This window comes from Photobacterium chitinilyticum (genome assembly GCF_004104355.1).
Taxonomy (GTDB): domain Bacteria; phylum Pseudomonadota; class Gammaproteobacteria; order Enterobacterales; family Vibrionaceae; genus Photobacterium; species Photobacterium chitinilyticum.
Genome location: NZ_RJLM01000011.1, coordinates 42,256 through 61,433, shown reverse-complemented (window position 1 = coordinate 61,433; position 19,178 = coordinate 42,256). Strand labels below are relative to the sequence as shown.

Genomic DNA, 19,178 nt, shown 5'->3' with positions numbered 1-19,178 from the left:
ATGCAAGATAAAGTGATGAGCATGGAATTGCCATTAAGCCAGATGAGTGAGGTTCGAGCACAAATGAATGTGCTGGAGACGACTCAGATCGCGCCTAACCCAATAACAGCGAACCAAGTGAACTCGGTGAGCTTTACGGATGTGATTTCACAAACCTTAAGCAGTGTCGATCAGCAGGGCAAAGAAGCCTCGGCCATGATGACCGCCGTGGATACCGGTAAGAGCGATGATTTGGTCGGGGCGATGGTTGCCAGCCAGAAAGCCAGCTTATCCTTTGCTGCCCTGGTGCAAGTGCGTAACAAGCTACTGACCGCCTATGACGATGTCATGAAAATGCCAGTGTGATGAGAAGAATTAAGTGAGTGAATTAATTAAACAACGGCTGGCCAACATGACCAGCCCTTCTAGTATGGGACGGGTCATATCCGGAGCCCGTCTTGTTGCGTTGCTCGGGGCAATTGCCGCGCTTGTTACCGTCGTAGTTGTGATTGGTCTCTGGCAGGGGGGCAGTCAGTATCGCCCGCTGTATGGGGAAAATGAGCAGTTCGACCGAACTCAGGTGCTGTCGGTGCTAGAGCAGAACGGGATGGATTTCTACATTGAGCCCCAGCAAGGGAATGTCATGGTCGAGCGCAATAGCTTGGGCAAGGCTCGCTTGGCCCTGGCGACGGCAGGTGTTGAAGCGCAATTGCCTACCGGGCTCGAAATTCTATCGCAAGATTCTAGCCTTGGAACCAGCCAGTTTATCGAGAATGCTCGCTACCGCCACGGCTTGGAAGGCGAATTGGCTCGTAGCATCATGACGCTGGAAGCGGTGAACAATGTGCGGGTGCATTTGGCGATCCCGAAGCAGACCTTGTTTGTCCGCCGAGAGAAAGAGCAGTCGTCGGCCTCTGTGGTGCTGTCATTGCGTCCGGGCCAGAGCCTAAAAACGGAGCAGGTCACAGCAATTGTTAACCTAGTTGCGGGCAGTGTACCGGAGCTGACGGCAGAGCGGGTCAATGTTATTGACCAGCAAGGAAACCTGCTGTCGGCGGTGATCGGCGGCAGTGATCAGCACGGTAGAAACAGCAGTCGCTACCTGGAATATGTCCAGCAACTGGAGCGCAGCCATATTGAGCGAGCCTCACGGATGCTTCGCCCGTTGGTCGGAATGAACAACTTTCAGGTCGAGGTGGCGGCAGACATCAACTTTGACCGGACCGAGGCAACTGAAGAGTCTTACGCGCCGGATGGTTCGGTCAGAAATGAGTTCGATTCTTATGACCGCCGCACGGCCAAGCCTGCCGAAGGGGTTCCGGGGGCATTGAGCAACCGTCCGCCGGAAGAGGGCGAAGATGAGGGTGACAATAAAGCGGCTAACGAACGCGGCGAATCGTCTCGTGACTACGCGTTGGATCGTACTCTGAAACATACCTTCTACCAGCAGGGCCAGTTGAACCGCCTGAGTGTATCTGTGTTGCTCAACGGTCAGCCTGATACCTTTAGTGCTCAGCAACTATCTGATATCAAGCAGATGCTTGCAGACTCGATAGGCATTAACGAGGCGCGCGGCGACAAGTTTACTGTCATGGTTTACCCGTTTACCCAGGCTGAAGCCAACTTACTGGGCGATGAGCCAGTTTGGTGGACCCAAATGGTGTGGTTGGACTATCTGCGCTATATCCTCTCGGCGATCGTCGCCCTGGTGATTTTGTTGGTGGTGGTTCGCCCTGCGATCCGTCAGCTCTCCGGTGGGGCCAAATCGACGGATGTCGTTGTTCCTGAACAGGTGTTCCCGTCGTCGGATGAAACGCCAGTGGATATGGAATCTTCAGTAACGACGGTCGAGGATCTTAGCCGTGAATCTGAAGCCAGTACTTCGGTTATGACGGCACAGACAGTCAATGCGGGGGGCGGACTCAGCTCCGTGGTGGCAAACGGCGACCTTCCCGAACTGCCAAGCCCTGAAACAGGGTTAGAAGCACAGTCGTCCTATCTGCAGATGCTCTCCGAGAAAGAGCCCGAGCGTGTCGCGCATGTCGTTAAACAATGGATCACACCGAAAGATGACAATTGAGAATAACCCAGGCATTGAACAAGCTGCGATTCTGTTGCTGAGTATGGGTGAAGAAGCGGCGGCAAATGTATTGAAACAGCTTGACCGTGAGCAGGTTCGCCAGCTTTCAATTGCGATGGCCGGTATTCCGGCGGTCAAAAAGGCTCAGGCCGAAAAAGTCTTTCAGCGTTTTTTTAGCGACTTTAAGAGTGAGTCCGGTATTTCCGGTGCCTCGCGCAGTTATCTTGAGCGTACTCTGAACAAGGCGTTGGGCCTGTCACTGTCGCAGCCGTTGCTGGACTCGATTTATGGTGACTCGCTCAAGCGTAATCTGCAGCGACTGCAATGGCTCGAGCCTGCCAAGCTTGCCGAGCTGATTTCTGGCGAGCACCCGCAGATGCAGGCGGTGTTCCTGGCCTATCTGGAACCGGAAGTCGCCACCCAGCTATTGGCGCGCCTACCGGCCGAAGGTCTGGATGATTTGCTATATCGCCTTGCTAACCTGACAGAAATTCATCCTGATATGATTGATGAGGTGCACGTCCTGCTTGAGAAGTTCCTGGCTCAGGTGGGTCAGCAGAACAGCACTTTGGTCGATGGTACCGAAAAAGCCAGCGAAATTATCAATCGCCTGAAAGGGGATCAGAGTCAGAAGGTCATGACCGGATTGAAAGAACTGGATCCGGTACTGGTCGCGACACTGGAAAGCAAAATGTATAACTTCGATATTCTGGTGCGCCAGAGTGAAGATACACTGGAGCGCCTAGTGGAGGAAGTCGACCAGGAACTGCTGGCTACGGCCTTGAAGGGCAGCGATCAGGTATTGCAGGACAAGATTTTTGCGACGATGCCGAAACGTGCCGCCCAGTACCTGCGCGAAGCGATGGAAGGCAAAGGTCGAGTACGTTTGAGTGCGGTAGAAGATGCTCGCGAGCAGCTGATCGCTATGTTGCGGCAGTTGGCTGATGACGGCGAAATCGAGCTGCAGCTCTTTAGCGAACCAGTTGTGGAGTAATGATGAAGAAGCAGGCAGTAACCGTTCTTCACCCCCAGCCGGGGCAGTATCGGAACTATCATTTTCCGCCGCTGGTTCAACCGGAGGAGGACTTGTTCGGCGATGAGCCAACAAGCTCTTATCAGGATGAATTTAACAGCGGGTTTCAGGACGGCCAGCAAAAAGGCCATGAGCAGGGTTACCAGGAAGGGCTGGCTCAGGGCCAGCAGTTTGGTCAGCAGCAAGGACTGGAACAAGGTCGCCAGCAGGGGATTCGCGAAGGTGTTACACAGGTCCAGCAGCAAATGGGCGGTACTGTGGCTTCGGTTGATCATCTGATGCAGCAGATCCAGCAGGTATTTCACCAGCACGTCCGCCAGCAGAGCGAAATGATTTGCGATTTGGTACAGAAGGTCGCCCGCCAGGTGATCCGTGCCGAGCTGACTCTCAAGCCGAGCCAGATGGTGAACTTGATTGAAGAAACCCTGGCGCAGATGCCCGAGCAGAAACCGGAGTTGGTAACTTACCTCAACCCGCAGGATTGCCAGCGGCTGGTGGAGCTTGTACCGGATCTGGTCAGTGGCTGGAATCTCAAGCCGGATGACTCGTTGACGGTCGGCAGCTGCCGGGTGGTGACCCGTGATTCGGAGTCGTTTGCCGATAGCGAAGAGCGTCTTGAGGCCTGCATGGAATCAATACGGGACAACCTGTTAACTGATGCGTGATTTATTCCAGGAGCTGAATGCTCGTTTATCCTCGGCTGTCGAGCAGGTTCCTGATGTACCGGTTGCCCGTACTTACGGGCGGCTAACCCGCATGGCGGGACTGACCCTGGAAGCCGTCGGCTGTCGTCTGTGCACCGGCCAGCGCTGTATGATTGAAACCGATCTCGGCACCTTGGTCGAAGCAGAGGTGGTAGGGTTTGACCGCAATGCCTCGGTATTGATGCCAATTCGCCATACTACCGGGTTGCGGCCGGGCAGCCGGGTGCTGCCGCTTCAGGGCGATAGTAAAATCAATGTCGGCTACAGCATGCTGGGCCGGGTTCTCAATGGCCTCGGCGAGCCTCTGGATAGCCGCGGTGCTATCTCGGCCGAGCAGCGAATCAACCTTCATGGTGACACCATCAACCCGTTGCAGCGTCTGCCGATTTCTACCCAGCTGGACGTCGGGGTCCGGGTGATCAACGGCATGCTGAGTGTCGGCAAGGGGCAGCGGATGGGGCTGTTTGCCGGTAGTGGTGTCGGCAAGAGTGTGCTGCTCGGGATGATGACCCGCAATACCACCGCCGAAATTACCGTGGTCGGGCTGATTGGCGAGCGTGGCCGTGAGGTACGCGAGTTTATCGAGCATTCACTGGGTCCCGAAGGGATGAAGAATGCAGTGGTTATTGCCTCGCCGGCGGATGATCCGCCGTTGATGCGGCTGCGGGCATCGATGCTGTGCCACCGTATCGCTGAGTTCTTTCGTGATCAGGGCCATGACGTACTGCTGCTGATGGATTCGCTGACGCGCTATGCGCAGGCCCAGCGTGAAATTGCCTTGGCCGTGGGCGAGCCGCCGGCCACCAAGGGCTATCCGCCGTCGGTATTCAGCTTGTTGCCGCAGCTTGTTGAGCGTGCCGGCAACGGTGCGACCGAGCATGGCTCGATAACCGCGTTCTATACCGTACTGTCGGAAGGGGATGATCAGCAAGATCCTATTGCCGATGCCGCACGAGCCATTCTGGATGGTCATATTGTTCTTAATCGTGAACTGGCCGAGCAGGGGCACTATCCGGCGATTGATATCGAGCAGTCTATCAGCCGCGCTATGCCTCAGGTGGTCGCGCCGGAGCAGCTGCAAAAAGCCCAGCGGGTGAAACAGCTCTATGCCCGATACCGTCAGGTGCAGGACTTGATTTCTCTCGGTGGTTACCAGCCTGGGCAAGACCAAAATTTGGATATGGCCGTGCATTATTACCCTGAAATTTGTGGTTTCCTGCAGCAGGGAATGCATGAACAGGTTCCGCTTAGCGACAGTCAGCAACAGATGATGCAACTGGCCGGAGGGCAGTAAGCCGTGAAAAAGCGAGTGAAAGTGGTACAGGGCTGGCGTGATCAGCAACAGAAGAAATTTGATGAGTTACAGCAACAGCATTCCGAGCTTAACCGACAAACCCATGCTCATCAGCAGCGTCTGGATCTGTTGGAAGATCTGTCTGGTCAATATGCGGTGGCTAGTGGTAGCGAAACCTCGGCTTTGTTGCTCAAGGGGATAGGGCGATTCCGTCATCAGCTGGACAATTTAACCAACCTCCAGCGTCAGGAACTGGCGCTGTCGCAGGTAGAGCTTCGCAGTATGAATACCCGTCTGGTTGAGCAGCACTGTCAGGTTAAAATGGGCGATAAGATCATTGATAAGCGCCTGGCCCAAATCCAGCGCAAGCAGGAACGGCAGGAGCAGAAAGTGATGGACGAACTGTCGATGAATCGTTTTTTTCACCGTCGTTGAACGAGCTCAGCAGCCAGGGCTATAGCAATACTGCTGCTCAGGCTTCAGTAGCTTATCAATCATTTGCTTCTGCTGTGCCAGCAGGCGTCCGTTGCAATTATTACGTTCCTGACATTGCAGTGTTAACTCATAGAGTTGTTGCCATAATACGTTGCCTTGCTGCTGGTACTGAGCAGGCAGGGCCGCAAGCAGGCGTTTCATGCCGGTATCATCGGCACTAACCCCCAAAGATTCAAGATATTCGCATCGGCGCTGTGCGTGATCACCGAGCTGTTTCATCAGCTGCTGGAGCTGGGCATTATGTGTCAGCAACGCTTGGCTGTCTCGGTTAACCAAGAGTGTTTCCTGATGCTGTAGCTGTCGCGCTAGTTGCTGGTAGCTTTTTACATCCAGAGCCAGCTCACTGAGCAGGGCTTTGACCAGTTCGGCTTGTGAGGCCATCAGCTCTGTCCCTGATAGAAGTCAACCATGCTACCTGCCAGCGAGTCCAGATTGACTGAGATATTGCCTGACTTCAGCATTGCCTTCATTTCGGCAACTTTATCCATATCGACATCGCTGGTTTTCGCCATAGCCTGCTTGGCTGATTGCAGCGATTGCATGTCATGGCTGAGTTCAACTTGTGCTACTGGTGCCGCTTTTGCCCCAGCAGGTTTGTTTGCTGCCTCCGTCGGCAATGCGACGGGCTGCGAGTGAGATATTTTTCCAATCATAGTCTTCACATAAAAACAGATGTGCGGTTACTGATCTAAAGCGACCAATCAGCGGAACGCTTAAATTATTTTGTGGTTATTTGGATATATTACCATTAAAAGGTTGTTTGCACTCTTTGTTGTCCGATCACCGTTGCGAAAATCTCTTTGTTGGACGACAGGTTTCGGACCCTGATCGAGTCACCCTGAGTCCCCGATTCCAGTGCAACTCCCTTCATTTTAGCGGTCATGCTACCCATGCGGGCTTCGATGACCACTCCTTCATTACGCTGTACCAGCTCAGGCGCCTCGATCATTCGCGGGCTAATAATTTTTCCGGCTATGATCTTTCGGCGGCTGTTTAACCCGGCTACGGCACTGATATCGGTGAAATAACTGTGGCGCAAATAGGCCAAGTTACTGCGTTTGAGGCTGAGATCGGCCCGGGTGATGGCTTGGTTGCGGGCCAGAGGGTGCTTGGCAACCACGAGCGGAAGAAAAATGGCCACCTCGGCCCTGGCCCTGGCTTTCCAGTAGCTGGGCTGGTGGCACTCCAGCGTTACGGATAGCCGGCCGACAGGTTGCGTCGGTTCACTTAGCGTTTGCTGCAATGGTTTATTACATCGGGGAAGTTCCGCGAGGGGCTGTAGATTAATTTGATAGTCGCGGCTGCCAATGCTGGCGGCGTAGCGCCGAACCTGCTGTTTCAGGTAGCGGGAAACTTCTTGCTGGGCGGAAGATGTGCCTGCCGAGACTGTCGGTGTGGTTTTTGCCAGACAGGCGGAAGGTACTGCATATCCGAGCAAGCAGGCGATTAGGACAGTTTCCGCTCGGAAGTGGTACTTCCGCATTGGCTTTTGATCCACGCTGATACAACCATAACTGTTTGAATAAAAAGGGTATAACTGTTGGCACGTTTTGTGCTTGTTATCGTTCTGGTTTGACCATCACAACGGTGTGCATCTAGGCATGATTGCGATGAACAATAGTGATAAGTAATGGCGGCAAATAATGGCAATTAACTTTGAACAAGCACTGGGGGTACACCCTAATACATTGGCGTTTCGAACACAACGCGCAAAAGTATTGGCCAGTAATTTGGCCAATGTCGATACCCCTAATTTCAAGGCGCGCGATATTAGCTTCGAAGAGGCAATGAAGCAGGTGGCCAATGATGCAAGGGCCAAACATCAGGCCCGCCGTCGTCCTCAAAGCTACGAGTTGCTCTATCGAGCTCCGCAGCAGCCCGCACAGGATGGCAATACCGTTGAGCTGGGGGTGGAGCAAGCCCAGTTCGCCGCCAATGCAATGGCTTTTCAGACCAGTACTACTTTTTTGAATATGAAACTCAGCGGCTTGAAAAAAGCCATTAACGGACAGTAACAGCTATGGCTTTTTCTACGATTTATGACATCGCCGGTTCCGCAATGACGGCACAGACCGTACGTCTGAACACGGTGGCCAGTAACCTGGCTAACGCAGACGTGGTGTCGGGCTCTGAGCAAACCGGCTATCGCGCTAAGCGACCGGTATTTTCCACTGTGATGGTGGATCTCAATAGCCCGGCAGCAGGCGCGAAAGTGCAAATTGAGGATGTGATTGAGAGTGACGAGCCACTACGCCGTCGCTATGAACCGAATCATCCGAAGGCAAATAAAGACGGGTATGTCTTTCATTCGACGGTTAATGCGGTTGAAGAAATGGCGGACATGATGGCGGCATCCCGAAGTTTCGAAACCAGTGTTGATGTAATGAGCCGAGCTCGCAGCATGCAGCAGAGTATTTTGCGTCTGGGTCAGTCAAGTTAGGAGGCTTAAGTGAGTTTGCCACAAATTAGCACCACCAGTCAGTACAGCCCAAAGGCGGCACCTAAAGAACCTCAGGTGGCCGGCAACGGAATGAATCCGTCCAGCAATGATTTCCTGACCATGATGGTCGCCCAGGTTCAGAATCAGGACCCGCTCAATCCGACAGACGGCACTGAGTACCTGACCCAGCTGGGCATGATGTCAGCTGTCGAGAGCTTGGAAGGGGTCAAGTCGGGGTTAGCGAACCTCAACATCGGTATGACCAATGTGGAGATGCTGCAGGCGACCAATCTCGTTGGCAAGAAAGTGCTGATGGAGGCCAACCAGGAGGTCGACGTGGCCAAAGGCCAGGTGATTGACGGTCGGGTCCAGTTCGATCAATCGGTCGACAGTGCCAAGGTCATGGTCTACGACGAAGATGGCAAAGTGGTTGATGAAATCAAGCTTGGTCCTCAGGGCTCTGGCATGGCGGAATTCAAGATCGACGGCGATGATCTGGGCTCAGGCAGTTATACCTTCGAGGTGCTGGCTGAGAAAGGCGATGATGCCTGGAGCCAGAAAATGATGATTGCTGCCGAGGTTGAGTCGGTCAATATTCCGTCTGGCGGCGGTGCGATCCTGCTAAGTCTCAAGGGGCTGGGCAAGATGTCTATGTACGATATGCGTGAAATAACGGCGTAATCACGTCAACAAGAATTAAAGTAGGAAAGGTAATGTCAATTAATATTGGTATGAGTGGCCTCAAGTCCACCACCGAACAAATGAACACCATCAGCCAGAATATCGCCAACGTCGGTACCATTGGCTACAAATCATCACGTACCGAGTTTCAGGATATCTATGCGCCACAGTTTGGCGGTGGCGAGATGAATGGTGTCGAGGTATCAACTACCCGCCAGAGCTTCATGAGTGGTAGCACCACGCCAACCGGCCGCAACAGTGATTTGGCGATCAATGGCGAAGGTTTCTTCATGGTGCAGAGCAACGGCCAGCAGATGTTCACCCGCAACGGGGTAATGAACCTGGATGCCGACGGCTATCTGGTGACGGCTGATGGCTACCGCCTACAAGGCTATGATGCGACGGATACAGGCCAGATCCAGACCGGTAATATGGCCGACCTGAGTGTCAGCACCGGTGATATGGCGGCAAAAATAACCACAAAAGTTAATCAGGGTCTTAACCTGGATGCCAACTCTGCTGCTATCGATACGGCTAAAACCCCATTTGACCCTGAAGACCCAGCCACTTTCACTACCAGAACGACCACGACTATCTATGACTCGATTGGCGGCGAGCACGAGATGACCCAGTACTTTGTCAAAACTGGCGACAATCAGTGGCAGGCACATTATGTACTTGATGATCAGAAGACGCCGATACAGACAGAGGCGGTAGTGTTCAATGCCGAGGGTAAGATTGTAACGCCGGCAGGTGGTGTCAGCCTGAACTTTGCTCCAGGCAACGGTGCCAACCAGCAAACAGTTACCTTCGATATGGCCGAAGTGAGCCAGTACGGCAGCAAGTTCTCAATCAATAAAAATGCCCAGGATGGCTACGCGCCGGGCAAGCTTGCGGGCTGGTATTTCGAAGATGACGGCACGGTGTACGCACGTTATTCCAATGGCCAGACCAAGGCCCAGGGCCAGGTTGTGCTGGCACGCTTCCCGAATCAGGAAGGTTTGCAACAGGCTGGTGGTACCCGCTGGACTCAGAGCTTTGCCTCTGGTGCGCCATTGACCGGAACGGCCAATACTGGCCAGATGGGCTCACTTCGCACTGGTGTATATGAAGGCTCGAACGTTGACCTGACTAATGAGATGGTTGGTTTGATGTCGGCGCAGAGCAACTACCAGGCCAATGCCAAGACGATCCAGGTGTCTCAGGAAATGACCCAGATATTGTTCCAAAATCTGTAGTAGGAGCCGGTAATGGATAAGCTGTTATTCACCGCCATGTCTGGCGCCAGCCGGGTCATGATGGCCCAGCAGGTACATGCCAATAACCTGGCCAACGTCAATACTACCGGTTTCCGGGCGGATATCGAACAGGCCGAAAGTATTGCGGTAAAAGGGGAGGGCTATAACAGCCGTACCTTGGTTGCGGCAAGATCGGGCGGGACGGACTTTTCCAGCGGCGCCCTGCAAAATACCGATAATCCGTTTGATATTGCTATTCGTGGTGAGGGCTTTTTTGCGGTGCAAGCCGGAGAAAATGATGAAGCCTATACCCGGACCGGTAACTTTCATCTTGATCAGGATGGCGGGCTGATGCTCGGCGACCGGCCGGTAATGGGCGAGGGTGGCCCGGTAGTGATCCCTGAATATCAGCAACTGGATGTGGGTACCGACGGTACGATTTCAATTGTGCCGCAGGGAGGCGGACTCGTGCAGGAAGTTGGCCGACTTAAGTTGGTGAAACCGGACTTGGCCAATTTACACAAAAGAGAAGATGGTCTATTTCGTGTCGCGGGTGCAGGTGGACAGGCCGAAATGGATGACACGGTTACGGTTGCGGCAGGCTACCTTGAAAGCAGCAACGTGAATGCGATTGACTCGCTGATCAACAATATGTCCCTGTCCCGGAACTTTGAGTTCCAAGTCAAAATGATGAAGACCGCAGAAGATTTGGCCACCGCCGGTAATCGCATTGTACGCGGTAATTAATCCCGGCCAATTAGAACGATCACAGTCCTTACTACTCAGGGGCTGAATATTTTTTAGGAGCAACGCCACATGCATGCAGCACTTTGGGTCAGCAAGACCGGCCTGGCGGCACAAGATACCCAAATGCAGGTTATCTCAAACAACCTGGCCAACGTGAACACTGTCGGCTTCAAGCAAGATCGTGCGGTATTTGAAGACCTGTTCTATCAGATGAAAAAACAGCCGGGCTCAATGGCTGATCAGCAAAATGAAACACCGGGTGGTTTGCAGCTGGGTAATGGTGTTCGCACTGTCGGTACCCAAAAGCTGATGAAAACCGGGGCCTATCAGAATACCGAGCAGGCAACCGATCTGGCGATTCTTGGCTCGGGCTTTTTCCAGGTGGAAATGGCCGACGGAAATACCGGCTATACCCGTAATGGTCAGTTCCATCGCAATTCGGAAGGTGCGCTGGTAACGGCATCGGGTTTGCCGTTGATGCCTAACATCGAAATCCCGGAGAATGCGACGAGCTTTAGCGTTGGCTCTGATGGCATCGTCACTATCTCGACTGCAGATGATCCGCAGGCTCAGGAAATCGGTCAGCTCACCCTGGCAAACTTCACTAACCCGGCGGGTTTAGAATCCTTGGGTGGAAACCTGTTCAAAGAATCGGGAGCTTCAGGCGCGCCGATTGAAGGGGTGGGTGGTGAAGATGGCTTGGGCCAGATCAGCCAGTTCAGCCTTGAAGGTTCCAATGTGAACGTGGTGGAAGAAATGGTGAATATGATCACCACCCAGCGCGCCTATGAAATGAATGCCAAAGTGGTATCGAGTGCTGATCAGATGCTGAAATTCGTCAGCCAGTCAATGTGAGTTTTCAGGCATGTTACGCGTAATTTATTTGTTCGGTGTTCTGTTGCTAACTGGATGCGCGCCCGTTTCTTCGCTTGTCGATGTGCAGCCGAAGGAATCGGTGCCAAGTATGGAATTTCCGGAGTACACCGTTGACCCTGATGGCAGCTTGTTCAGTGCCAATTATGGTATGGCGCTGTTTCAGGATCGCCGGGCCTTTCGTCTTGGTGATATTTTAACGGTTGAGCTCGATGAGCAGACCCGCTCCAGCAAAAAGGCCGGTACCAGCTATGGCAAAGACAGTAATGTCGGAATTGGCATCCCGCTGATTGCCGGAAAAGCACAGCCTAAAGGACAGTTTACTCTGGAAGGCGAGCGTGACTTTAAAGGCTCGTCATCAAGCTCGCAGCAAAACTCGCTGTCGGGCAGTATTACCGTGATGGTAGCCGAGGTGCTGCCGAACGGGGTGCTGCGGATCCGGGGGGAAAAGTGGCTCAAGCTCAATCAGGGGGATGAATATATCCGCCTTTCCGGCTTAGTGCGGGTTGATGATATCGACGGCTCTAACCGGGTCTCCTCGCAGCGATTGGGCGATGCCCGGATCACCTACTCTGGTCGTGGTGCACTGGCAGATGCCAATGAATCCGGCTGGCTATCCCGATTCTTCAATAGCTCCTGGTTCCCAATCTAATGGCGATGAAAAAATTTATAGCGGGCCTGCTTTTGCTGGCCACCCCTTTGCTGCTTCAGGCCCGTCCGTTGTTAAGTCTGGTGGATATCCAGGGCGTGCGTGATAACCAATTGGTCGGGTATGGCCTGGTGGTTGGCCTGAGCGGTACCGGAGACAAGAGCCAAACCAAGTTCACTTCCCAGTCGGTCAAGAACATGCTGAGCCAGTTTGGTGTTCAGCTGCCGGCCAAAGCCGATCCTAAGCTCAAGAACGTTGCCGCCGTGGCTATTCATGCCACGCTTCCACCGCTTGCAAGCAAAGGCCAGTCATTGGATATCACTGTTTCTTCAATTGGTGATGCCAAGAGCCTGCGTGGCGGCACCTTGCTGTTAACACCGCTAAAAGGGCTCGACGGTCAAATTTATGCGGTGGCTCAAGGCAACCTCGTCGTGGGTGGTGTCGTCGCTCAAGGTAACAGTGGTAGCGGGATCACCATAAATATCCCGACCGCAGGTTTGATCCCTAATGGCGGGATCATCGAGCGCGAAATACCGTCCTCGTTTTTAACCGCGACCGATGTGGTGCTGAATTTAAAACGGCCGGGCTTCAATACTGCCCGTAATATCGAGAAGGCAATTAACAAGGTATTTGGCCCGGAAGTTGCTGTCGCGCAGAGCCATGCAAGGATCACCGTCCGTGCCCCGCATAATCAAAGCCAGCGAGTCACCTTTCTGGCGATGCTGGAAAATATCGATGTTGAGCCCGGCCCGCGCAAGGCCAAGGTCGTCTTCAATGCCCGAACCGGTACCATTGTGGTCGGTAAAGACGTCAGGGTACATACCGCTGCCGTCAGTCACGGTAACCTGACTGTCAGTGTGGTGGAGAACTACAACGTCAGCCAGCCGAATGCGTTTGGCCGCGGTAATACGACGGTCACACCGGAGTCTGATGTGTCTATTGACCAAGAACGCGGCAAAGTATTTATCTGGCCTGAAAGCGACGAGGGAACTTCTCTGCAGACTATCGTTGATGCGGTAAACAGTTTAGGGGCGACGCCGAATGACTTGATGGCGATTTTGATTGCGTTGGATGAAGCTGGCGCTTTGGATGGCGAGCTGGTGGTGCTGTAATGAAAATTCTCGAGAACGACAATAATTCGGCGATGTATAACGATTTAACCAGCCTGCAGAATATCAAGGCCAACGGTGACAAGACCGAAGCCCTCAAGCAGGCCTCTGGTCAGTTTGAAGCAGTTTTTTTGCAAAGTGTGCTCAAGCATATGCGTCAGGCATCTGATGCGCTGAATGATGAGGAGGACTCCTTATTCAATAGCCGTCAGCAGAAGTTTTATCGTTCGATGCATGACAGCCAGATTGCGATGGAAATGAGCCAGCAGCAAAGTTTGGGTATTGCCGACATGCTGGTGAGGCAGCTGGGGCAACATGATGCATTTAAGCCGCAGCCCCAACTGGTCGCTGTTAATCAACAGGAGCTGAAAAATGCATCTGTGGCAGCCAGTCCGCTGCTCGGTGATACCGAAGCTTCGTACAGCAAAGTATCACGGTCATGGTGGGGGAATACCGCACCGTTATCGCAGCAACTGAATATCCATCTTGATGACGAAGAATTATGAGCATAATTAATATCGGTTTATCCGGCATGAGTGCCGCCAATGCTGGGCTTTCAGTCACAGCACACAATACAGCCAATGCGATGACGCCCGGTTACAGCCGTCAGCGTATCGGTTTCGGTGCCGAGGTCGGTGGCCAGGGCAGCGGCGCGGGTGTCGGAGTCAGCAGTGTTGAGCGAATGGCCGACAATTACCTGAACCAGCAAATTTATAAGCAGAAAGGTTCTTGGGGTTATAACGCGATCCGCTCTCAGTACATGGCAAAAACCGAGACGCTGCTCAATAACAATAGCACCAGTGTCAATACCGGGCTGGACCGTTTCAATGCCGCCTTGAGCGAAGCATCGACCAAGCCGCAAGATATTGCCTACCGCCAGACGATTATCAGTCAGAGCCAGTCAATGGTGCAGCGTTTCAATAACCTGAGCACGCAGCTAGACAGTCAGTCAAAGCAGGTGGGTAGCCAGCTAGATGCCGCAGTATCCGACGCCAATTCATTGATGGCCAGTATTGCCGAAATGAATGACAGTCTACGTAATAGCGGAGGCAACGGGCAGAAAATGACTGAGCTGCTTGATGCCCGTGACGAAGCCATTCGTCAGCTATCGTCGCAGATGAATGTCAATACTACCTATAACGATGATGGTACGGTGACGATTAGTCTCGATCAGGGTGAGCCTCTGGTCAGTGGCTCTCAGGCCAGCAAGCTACATCAGACTCAGGATGGCGGATTGGAACTGCAGCGAGGCAATGGCCGTTTTGCCTTGGGTAAAAAGGTCGGCGGAACGATTGGCGGGCTGATGAACTATCGTGACGGCGAACTGAAAGACTTGCAAAAAGAACTCGATGTGATGGCATATAGCTTTGCCACCCAGTTTAATGAAACACACAGTAAGGGGTATGATCTGAATGGCGATCAGGGTCAGGCGGTATTCGGCGGCGTCGACCAGATTGATGGTGCGGCAAAGAATCTGTCGCTGTTAATTGACGATCCCAAGCAACTGGCCTTTTCCGCCAAAGCAGGTGAACCTGGCAATAGCGAGAACCTGCAGCAGCTGATTGATCTGAAAAATGCCCCGATAGCGATTGATACCAGCAAGCTTGATCCCGCCGAGGCGGAAAAATTCAAGAATGCGATTACGGTTCTCGATGGAAAAAGTATCCACAGCAGCTATACCGGTATTACCGGTGACTGGGCAATTAAAACAGCCCAGCTAGAAGCGGATACCACTGCGGCAAAGTCGTTGGTGGATCAGGCCGAGGGCGAGCGTGCCAGTGTTAGCGGGGTCAACCTCGATGAGGAAGCGGCCAATATCATGAACTATACCCAGATGTATCAGGCCAATGCCAAGGTTATTTCAACGGCGCAACAGTTGTTTGATATTACCCTGTCGATGTTTCGCTAACGGATAAAAATAGAGGAAAGAGACATGCGTTTAAGTACGGCTCAGCTCAACAGTGTTATGCTCACCAGCATGCAGACCTCGACTACCGGGGTCAATAAATCGTTCATGCAGATGAGTTCCGGTGAGCGGATGCTCAAGCCGTCGGACGATCCGATCGGCTCGGTGCAGTTGATGATGCTCGATCGTGAGCAGGCCAATATCAGCCAGTTCCAGAAAAACATTTCTAATCTGGAAGCGCAGCTGGGCCAGACTGAATCCCATCTGGATGCATCAAATAATGCCGTTTTGCGGGCGCAGGAGCTGGTTACCAGCGTACTTAATGCCAGCAACAGTACCGAGGAAGGCCGCGAGGCGATCGCAACGGAGCTGGATTCGATACTGGATCAGCTGGTCGATGTTGCCAACAGCAAAAATCCCAATGGCGATTATATTTTTGCCGGTACCCAGACGGATACCCAGCCAGTGGTAAAAGATCCGGCTACAGGCAAGTACATCTATATGGGCAATAGCGATCAGCGGATGGTTCAGGTGGCAGAATCGATGACAATTCCATCCAACCAGACAGCAGATGCGATCTTTTTTAGCGGCGGAAGTGATATATTCAACACTTTGGATCAGCTGGTAACCGATTTGCGTGATCCGTCGATAGATCAAGGTGGGCTTACCGCCAGTGTGACCAGTGCACAAAGCAATCTCGATACCACCATGAGTACCATCAATCAGGTATGGACGGATGTTGGTGGTCAGCGTAATGCGCTGGCGAGGATCGAGGGATCTCATGCAGACAACAAATTATTGAATAACAAGCTGATCGGCGAAGTAAAGGATCTGGATTACAGCGAAGCGATTCTAGAGATGAATACTCAGATGGCAGCACTGCAGGCAACCCAGATGACTTATAGTAAAATTCAGAATCTATCCCTGTTTAAATTGATGTAATCGGGGAAACCCGAGTGGGTCGGTAACCAATTATCGGCCACTATCCGACTGATTATATGAGGCCACATTGGTTAATCAAATTACCTCCAGCCACAGTACTCTGCGCAGCAGTGACAGTACACAGCCCGATCGTATAGCGAAACAGCTGCCCGTTGTTGCGGTGGCAAAGGTTAGTGATAAACAACCGAAACAGCAGCAACAGCATTCGAGTTTGGCTGGTAAGAATGGTAGCCTGTTGGTGCAGACCAGCGAGGCGCATCGTCAGGCCGCACAGGCGCAGAGTACACAGAAAGCACTGCAGGAAGCGAGTGAGCTCTTGGGGCAGCTACGCCAGATGGCCCGCCGTTCGCTCAATGCCCAGGAAAATAAAAAAGACCAGCTGCAGCAGTCGTTACACCAGTTGAAAAACAAGCTGGTGAAGCTGACGCGTGAAGCCAAATATGAAGGCGAGCAGGTACTGCATCACGACTTGACCCCGCGGTTAAGCGAGCAGCCGCAGCAAGAAGGCTTTTCGGTGAAAGGTCTGCGCCTGAATACCCTGCGCCAGCAAGATGAAATCCTGCGCTTTCAGTTTGATTCCGGTACGCCCAATTCAGTGCGGGCGCGGATTGATAATGATGAAACGACCGAGGAAATTGCCGATAAGTTAAGTCAGGCGTTTGCCCCGCGCAGTATTCAGGTTGAGGTTGACAAATACGGTGATCTCGCTTTTTCGGTGCCGAAAGAGCAATGGTCGGAAATCAAGAAAGGGATCTGGATGTCCGGTGGCGGGCAGATCTTACCGTCAGGCAATCCGGTCAAGGCTAAACTGGAATCGAAAGACAAGGCTGCGGTTGAGCCGCAGGAACTTGATTTTGGCAAGCCCCAGTCAACCCGCAAGGCATTGGCGGATATTGAACGCATGATGCAGAAAATTCAGCAGGCCCTGAGCCAGATGAGTAAGGTACAGCGCCAGGTGAGTCTCGATTTGGAGCAGTTGATGACCACTAACCAGATGAAATCCGGAGTGATCAATGCCGACGGGGTTATCGAAGCCAGCTGGCTGGAAGCGCCTGATGACGTGTCGCTGCAACTTATCGATAATGCGGTGCCGACCCTGTTGGCCCAGGCCAATGCCTCACGTCATAACGTCGTGGCGTTACTCGAACCTTAAGTTATTCTCTTTCTTTCAAAAAAAGATATAAAAGCGAGCTTCGGCTCGTTTTTTTATTTCTGTTGTAACTCTCTGTTGTTGCCTATTGGTACTCGTTATTGACTATGTGTTATTAACCGTGCGCGTGGTTGCGTATAGCTGTTGGCTGTAAGTCAACTTATAGCGACAAAGCCCCCGCCAATGGCATTGGAAGCCATATCACGCTGCCTCGGTTCTCTTCGAAAAAAAGCCGAAAAAAGCCGAAAAAAGGTTTAAGCATTCCTCAGGGCAGGTCGCATTAAAAAAGTAACAAGACAAGAAGTACTGTCATTCGAACCTCGACCCAAGCATTTCGACGCTGGTTTTGACATCCGTTTTGACATCCGTTTTGACATAAACCGTTTAATACTGAACTGAGGAATATTCCCATGGCAATGAGCCTAAACACCAATTTCGCATCAATGAATGCACAGCGCAACATGATGGGCACCCAGAACTCTCTGAATACATCATTGAACCGCCTGTCTACCGGTCTACGTATCAACAGCGCAAAAGATGATGCTGCGGGCCTACAGATTGCCAACCGCATGGATTCTCAGATCAACGGTCTGGGTGTGGCTCAGCGTAATGCCAATGACGGTATTTCAATGTCTCAGACAGCGGAAGGTGCACTGCAAGAATATACCAACATTCTGCAGCGCCAGCGTGATTTGGCCGTCCAGTCTAAAAACGGCACCAACTCTGATTCTGACCGTAAGGCACTGGACAAAGAATTCCAAGCATTAAGCAAAGAGTTGGATCGTATCGTTGATACTACAATGTTTGGTAAAGGTGAAAATCTATTTGACAAGTTGAATACTGGCGTTAACTTCCAGGTTGGTGCCGATGTAGACAAAGGTGCGGGGAACCTTGCTGCCGTTGTTGATGATGGTAAAGGTAACCTTCGTGCACAAGCAGATATCGCAGATGCATTGTCTGAGACTCTAGGTACAACAACAACTGCTGATCTTACAAAAATCAAAGCGGGTGCAACAGCACTAAAAGATCCAGCTATAGCATCTAACTTTGCAATGACTGCTGATACTGTTGAAGCACTAAAAGCTGCGGGTATCACAGAGGCTAAAGATGGCACGTTAATCGCGGTTGGTACAAAATTAGACGCAATTGAATTACCTGATGATTTTTCAACTAAAATGACGGACCTAGAAACAGTCGCAACAGCCGCTGAAGCTTACCAGACAAAAGTAGATGCAGGTACGCAAACAGTAGCCGATATGAACACTGCGGTCACAGCACTAAATGACTACACTGCTAAAACAGCAGGCGGTGCGGGTGCTGGTGCGAATACAATCAAAGTAGAAGTGAAAGCTTCAGACTTAAATACGACTGCTTTAGGTGATGTTACATCAGAAGCTAATTCAGGTACTGCAGTTACTGAAATTGATAAGCTAATCGAAAACGTTGGCTCAATTCGTGCTGACCTAGGTGCGACGCAGAACCGCTTCCAGTCAACGATCAATAACCTGGGCAACATCAAAGAGAACATGTCTGTGGCGAAAGGTCGCATCATGGATGCAGACATCGCGGCAGAATCTGCCAACATGACTAAGCAGAACACAATGATGCAGGCTGGTATCACAGTGCTTTCTCAGGCAAACCAGATGCCAAGCATGGTTTCTCAGCTACTACGTTAATCGTTGTAGTTGCATAACTTCAGGCGGCTATTTTATGTCGCTTATTATTCAGAGCGGAAGTTTTACTTCCGCTTTCTTTTTATCTGTCCCTTTAAAATCACTGATTTATAAATGGTATGAATTTTGCTTGTAGTGCTATTTCGGAGCGTATCCGGTTGTTCCGGTTGGTTGAACTCGGGAAA

22 protein-coding genes are annotated in these 19,178 nt (G+C 52.1%); 19 read left to right on the top strand and 3 right to left on the bottom strand.

From position 1 onward, the window contains the following. The 6 genes from fliE to EDI28_RS20000 are packed head-to-tail and all read left to right on the top strand — an operon-like array spanning position 1 to position 5,525. Complete coding sequence (gene fliE, locus EDI28_RS20025) at positions 1-345, top strand: flagellar hook-basal body complex protein FliE (RefSeq protein ID WP_128785662.1); 345 nt, start codon at positions 1-3, stop codon at positions 343-345. 13 nt (positions 346-358) lie between these two features. Beyond that, positions 359-2,059 (top strand): flagellar basal-body MS-ring/collar protein FliF, encoded by a 1,701-nt coding sequence (gene fliF, locus EDI28_RS20020; protein ID WP_128785661.1) that lies wholly within the window; start codon positions 359-361, stop codon positions 2,057-2,059. Continuing rightward, positions 2,049-3,053: a flagellar motor switch protein FliG gene (fliG, locus tag EDI28_RS20015; RefSeq protein ID WP_128785660.1), complete on the top strand. Its 1,005-nt coding sequence runs from the start codon at positions 2,049-2,051 to the stop codon at positions 3,051-3,053. The genes fliF and fliG overlap by 11 nt, the downstream gene beginning before the upstream one ends. Before the next feature lie 2 nt (positions 3,054-3,055). After that, the gene (gene fliH / locus EDI28_RS20010; protein WP_128785716.1) at positions 3,056-3,757 is read left to right on the top strand and encodes a flagellar assembly protein FliH; all 702 of its coding nucleotides are present in this window, start codon (positions 3,056-3,058) and stop codon (positions 3,755-3,757) included. Further along, positions 3,750-5,090, top strand: a complete 1,341-nt coding sequence (fliI, locus tag EDI28_RS20005) for a flagellar protein export ATPase FliI (RefSeq protein ID WP_128785659.1) — start codon at positions 3,750-3,752, stop codon at positions 5,088-5,090. Before fliH ends, fliI begins: the two co-directional genes overlap by 8 nt. Positions 5,091-5,093: 3 nt before the next feature. Further along, positions 5,094-5,525 (top strand): flagellar export protein FliJ, encoded by a 432-nt coding sequence (locus EDI28_RS20000; protein ID WP_128785658.1) that lies wholly within the window; start codon positions 5,094-5,096, stop codon positions 5,523-5,525. A 6-nt stretch (positions 5,526-5,531) separates the two neighbouring features. On the opposite strand, the gene EDI28_RS19995 is transcribed toward EDI28_RS20000, so the two are convergent. From EDI28_RS19995 to flgA, 3 genes are all read right to left on the bottom strand, one after another. Beyond that, complete coding sequence (locus EDI28_RS19995) at positions 5,532-5,966, bottom strand: flagellar protein FlgN (RefSeq protein ID WP_128785657.1); 435 nt, start codon at positions 5,964-5,966, stop codon at positions 5,532-5,534. Continuing rightward, positions 5,966-6,238, bottom strand: a complete 273-nt coding sequence (gene flgM / locus EDI28_RS19990; RefSeq protein ID WP_128785656.1) for a flagellar biosynthesis anti-sigma factor FlgM — start codon at positions 6,236-6,238, stop codon at positions 5,966-5,968. The genes EDI28_RS19995 and flgM overlap by 1 nt, the downstream gene beginning before the upstream one ends. Positions 6,239-6,333: 95 nt before the next feature. Next, positions 6,334-7,083 carry a flagellar basal body P-ring formation chaperone FlgA gene (flgA, locus tag EDI28_RS19985; protein ID WP_233353480.1) on the bottom strand — a complete coding sequence of 250 codons (750 nt, stop codon included), beginning with the start codon at positions 7,081-7,083 and terminating at the stop codon, positions 6,334-6,336. A 145-nt stretch (positions 7,084-7,228) separates the two neighbouring features. Here flgA and flgB point away from each other — a divergent pair, with 145 nt between their 5' ends. The 13 genes from flgB to EDI28_RS27610 all read left to right on the top strand — a co-directional run bounded on the left by flgB (position 7,229) and on the right by EDI28_RS27610 (position 18,996). Then, complete coding sequence (flgB, locus tag EDI28_RS19980; RefSeq protein ID WP_128785655.1) at positions 7,229-7,600, top strand: flagellar basal body rod protein FlgB; 372 nt, start codon at positions 7,229-7,231, stop codon at positions 7,598-7,600. Between the two features lie 5 nt (positions 7,601-7,605). Beyond that, entirely contained in the window at positions 7,606-8,025 is a 420-nt protein-coding gene (flgC, locus tag EDI28_RS19975) for a flagellar basal body rod protein FlgC (RefSeq protein ID WP_128785654.1), read from the top strand. A gap of 9 nt (positions 8,026-8,034) precedes the next feature. Next, positions 8,035-8,706 (top strand): flagellar hook assembly protein FlgD, encoded by a 672-nt coding sequence (locus EDI28_RS19970; RefSeq protein ID WP_128785653.1) that lies wholly within the window; start codon positions 8,035-8,037, stop codon positions 8,704-8,706. A 32-nt stretch (positions 8,707-8,738) separates the two neighbouring features. Beyond that, positions 8,739-9,944: a flagellar hook protein FlgE gene (flgE, locus tag EDI28_RS19965; protein ID WP_128785652.1), complete on the top strand. Its 1,206-nt coding sequence runs from the start codon at positions 8,739-8,741 to the stop codon at positions 9,942-9,944. 12 nt (positions 9,945-9,956) lie between these two features. Beyond that, positions 9,957-10,691: a flagellar basal-body rod protein FlgF gene (gene flgF, locus EDI28_RS19960; protein ID WP_128785651.1), complete on the top strand. Its 735-nt coding sequence runs from the start codon at positions 9,957-9,959 to the stop codon at positions 10,689-10,691. Between the two features lie 69 nt (positions 10,692-10,760). Then, positions 10,761-11,546 (top strand): flagellar basal-body rod protein FlgG, encoded by a 786-nt coding sequence (flgG, locus tag EDI28_RS19955; RefSeq protein ID WP_128785650.1) that lies wholly within the window; start codon positions 10,761-10,763, stop codon positions 11,544-11,546. A gap of 10 nt (positions 11,547-11,556) precedes the next feature. Continuing rightward, on the top strand, positions 11,557-12,216 hold the full coding sequence (gene flgH / locus EDI28_RS19950) for a flagellar basal body L-ring protein FlgH (protein ID WP_128785649.1): 660 nt from the start codon (positions 11,557-11,559) through the stop codon (positions 12,214-12,216). 5 nt (positions 12,217-12,221) lie between these two features. Continuing rightward, complete coding sequence (locus EDI28_RS19945; protein ID WP_128785714.1) at positions 12,222-13,325, top strand: flagellar basal body P-ring protein FlgI; 1,104 nt, start codon at positions 12,222-12,224, stop codon at positions 13,323-13,325. After that, a complete protein-coding gene (locus EDI28_RS19940; RefSeq protein ID WP_128785648.1) occupies positions 13,325-13,828 on the top strand; it encodes a rod-binding protein in 504 nt (167 codons plus the stop codon). The genes EDI28_RS19945 and EDI28_RS19940 overlap by 1 nt, the downstream gene beginning before the upstream one ends. Beyond that, complete coding sequence (gene flgK, locus EDI28_RS19935) at positions 13,825-15,231, top strand: flagellar hook-associated protein FlgK (RefSeq protein ID WP_128785647.1); 1,407 nt, start codon at positions 13,825-13,827, stop codon at positions 15,229-15,231. The genes EDI28_RS19940 and flgK overlap by 4 nt, the downstream gene beginning before the upstream one ends. 24 nt (positions 15,232-15,255) lie before the next feature. Then, positions 15,256-16,170 carry a flagellar hook-associated protein FlgL gene (gene flgL / locus EDI28_RS19930; protein WP_128785646.1) on the top strand — a complete coding sequence of 305 codons (915 nt, stop codon included), beginning with the start codon at positions 15,256-15,258 and terminating at the stop codon, positions 16,168-16,170. A 67-nt stretch (positions 16,171-16,237) separates the two neighbouring features. Then, positions 16,238-17,323: a hypothetical protein gene (locus EDI28_RS19925; RefSeq protein ID WP_128785645.1), complete on the top strand. Its 1,086-nt coding sequence runs from the start codon at positions 16,238-16,240 to the stop codon at positions 17,321-17,323. A gap of 407 nt (positions 17,324-17,730) precedes the next feature. Next, positions 17,731-18,996 (top strand): flagellin N-terminal helical domain-containing protein, encoded by a 1,266-nt coding sequence (locus EDI28_RS27610; RefSeq protein WP_128785644.1) that lies wholly within the window; start codon positions 17,731-17,733, stop codon positions 18,994-18,996. Positions 18,997-19,178: the final 182 nt, after the last annotated feature.

Bases quoted from the DNA above. Each gene is read 5' to 3' on its own strand.
- fliI (WP_128785659.1), top strand. From the start codon at position 3,750: ATGCGTGATTTATTCCAGGAGCTGAATGCTCGTTTATCCTCGGCTGTC.
- EDI28_RS19940 (WP_128785648.1), top strand. From the start codon at position 13,325: ATGAAAATTCTCGAGAACGACAATAATTCGGCGATGTATAACGATTTA.
- fliE (WP_128785662.1), top strand. From the start codon at position 1: ATGCAAGATAAAGTGATGAGCATGGAATTGCCATTAAGCCAGATGAGT.
- flgE (WP_128785652.1), top strand. From the start codon at position 8,739: ATGTCAATTAATATTGGTATGAGTGGCCTCAAGTCCACCACCGAACAA.
- flgK (WP_128785647.1), top strand. From the start codon at position 13,825: ATGAGCATAATTAATATCGGTTTATCCGGCATGAGTGCCGCCAATGCT.
- flgG (WP_128785650.1), top strand. From the start codon at position 10,761: ATGCATGCAGCACTTTGGGTCAGCAAGACCGGCCTGGCGGCACAAGAT.
- EDI28_RS19945 (WP_128785714.1), top strand. From the start codon at position 12,222: ATGAAAAAATTTATAGCGGGCCTGCTTTTGCTGGCCACCCCTTTGCTG.
- flgF (WP_128785651.1), top strand. From the start codon at position 9,957: ATGGATAAGCTGTTATTCACCGCCATGTCTGGCGCCAGCCGGGTCATG.
- flgH (WP_128785649.1), top strand. From the start codon at position 11,557: ATGTTACGCGTAATTTATTTGTTCGGTGTTCTGTTGCTAACTGGATGC.
- fliH (WP_128785716.1), top strand. From the start codon at position 3,056: ATGAAGAAGCAGGCAGTAACCGTTCTTCACCCCCAGCCGGGGCAGTAT.
- flgB (WP_128785655.1), top strand. From the start codon at position 7,229: ATGGCAATTAACTTTGAACAAGCACTGGGGGTACACCCTAATACATTG.
- EDI28_RS27610 (WP_128785644.1), top strand. From the start codon at position 17,731: ATGGCAATGAGCCTAAACACCAATTTCGCATCAATGAATGCACAGCGC.
- flgM (WP_128785656.1), bottom strand. From the start codon at position 6,238: ATGATTGGAAAAATATCTCACTCGCAGCCCGTCGCATTGCCGACGGAG.
- EDI28_RS19995 (WP_128785657.1), bottom strand. From the start codon at position 5,966: ATGGCCTCACAAGCCGAACTGGTCAAAGCCCTGCTCAGTGAGCTGGCT.
- fliG (WP_128785660.1), top strand. From the start codon at position 2,049: ATGACAATTGAGAATAACCCAGGCATTGAACAAGCTGCGATTCTGTTG.
- flgL (WP_128785646.1), top strand. From the start codon at position 15,256: ATGCGTTTAAGTACGGCTCAGCTCAACAGTGTTATGCTCACCAGCATG.
- flgC (WP_128785654.1), top strand. From the start codon at position 7,606: ATGGCTTTTTCTACGATTTATGACATCGCCGGTTCCGCAATGACGGCA.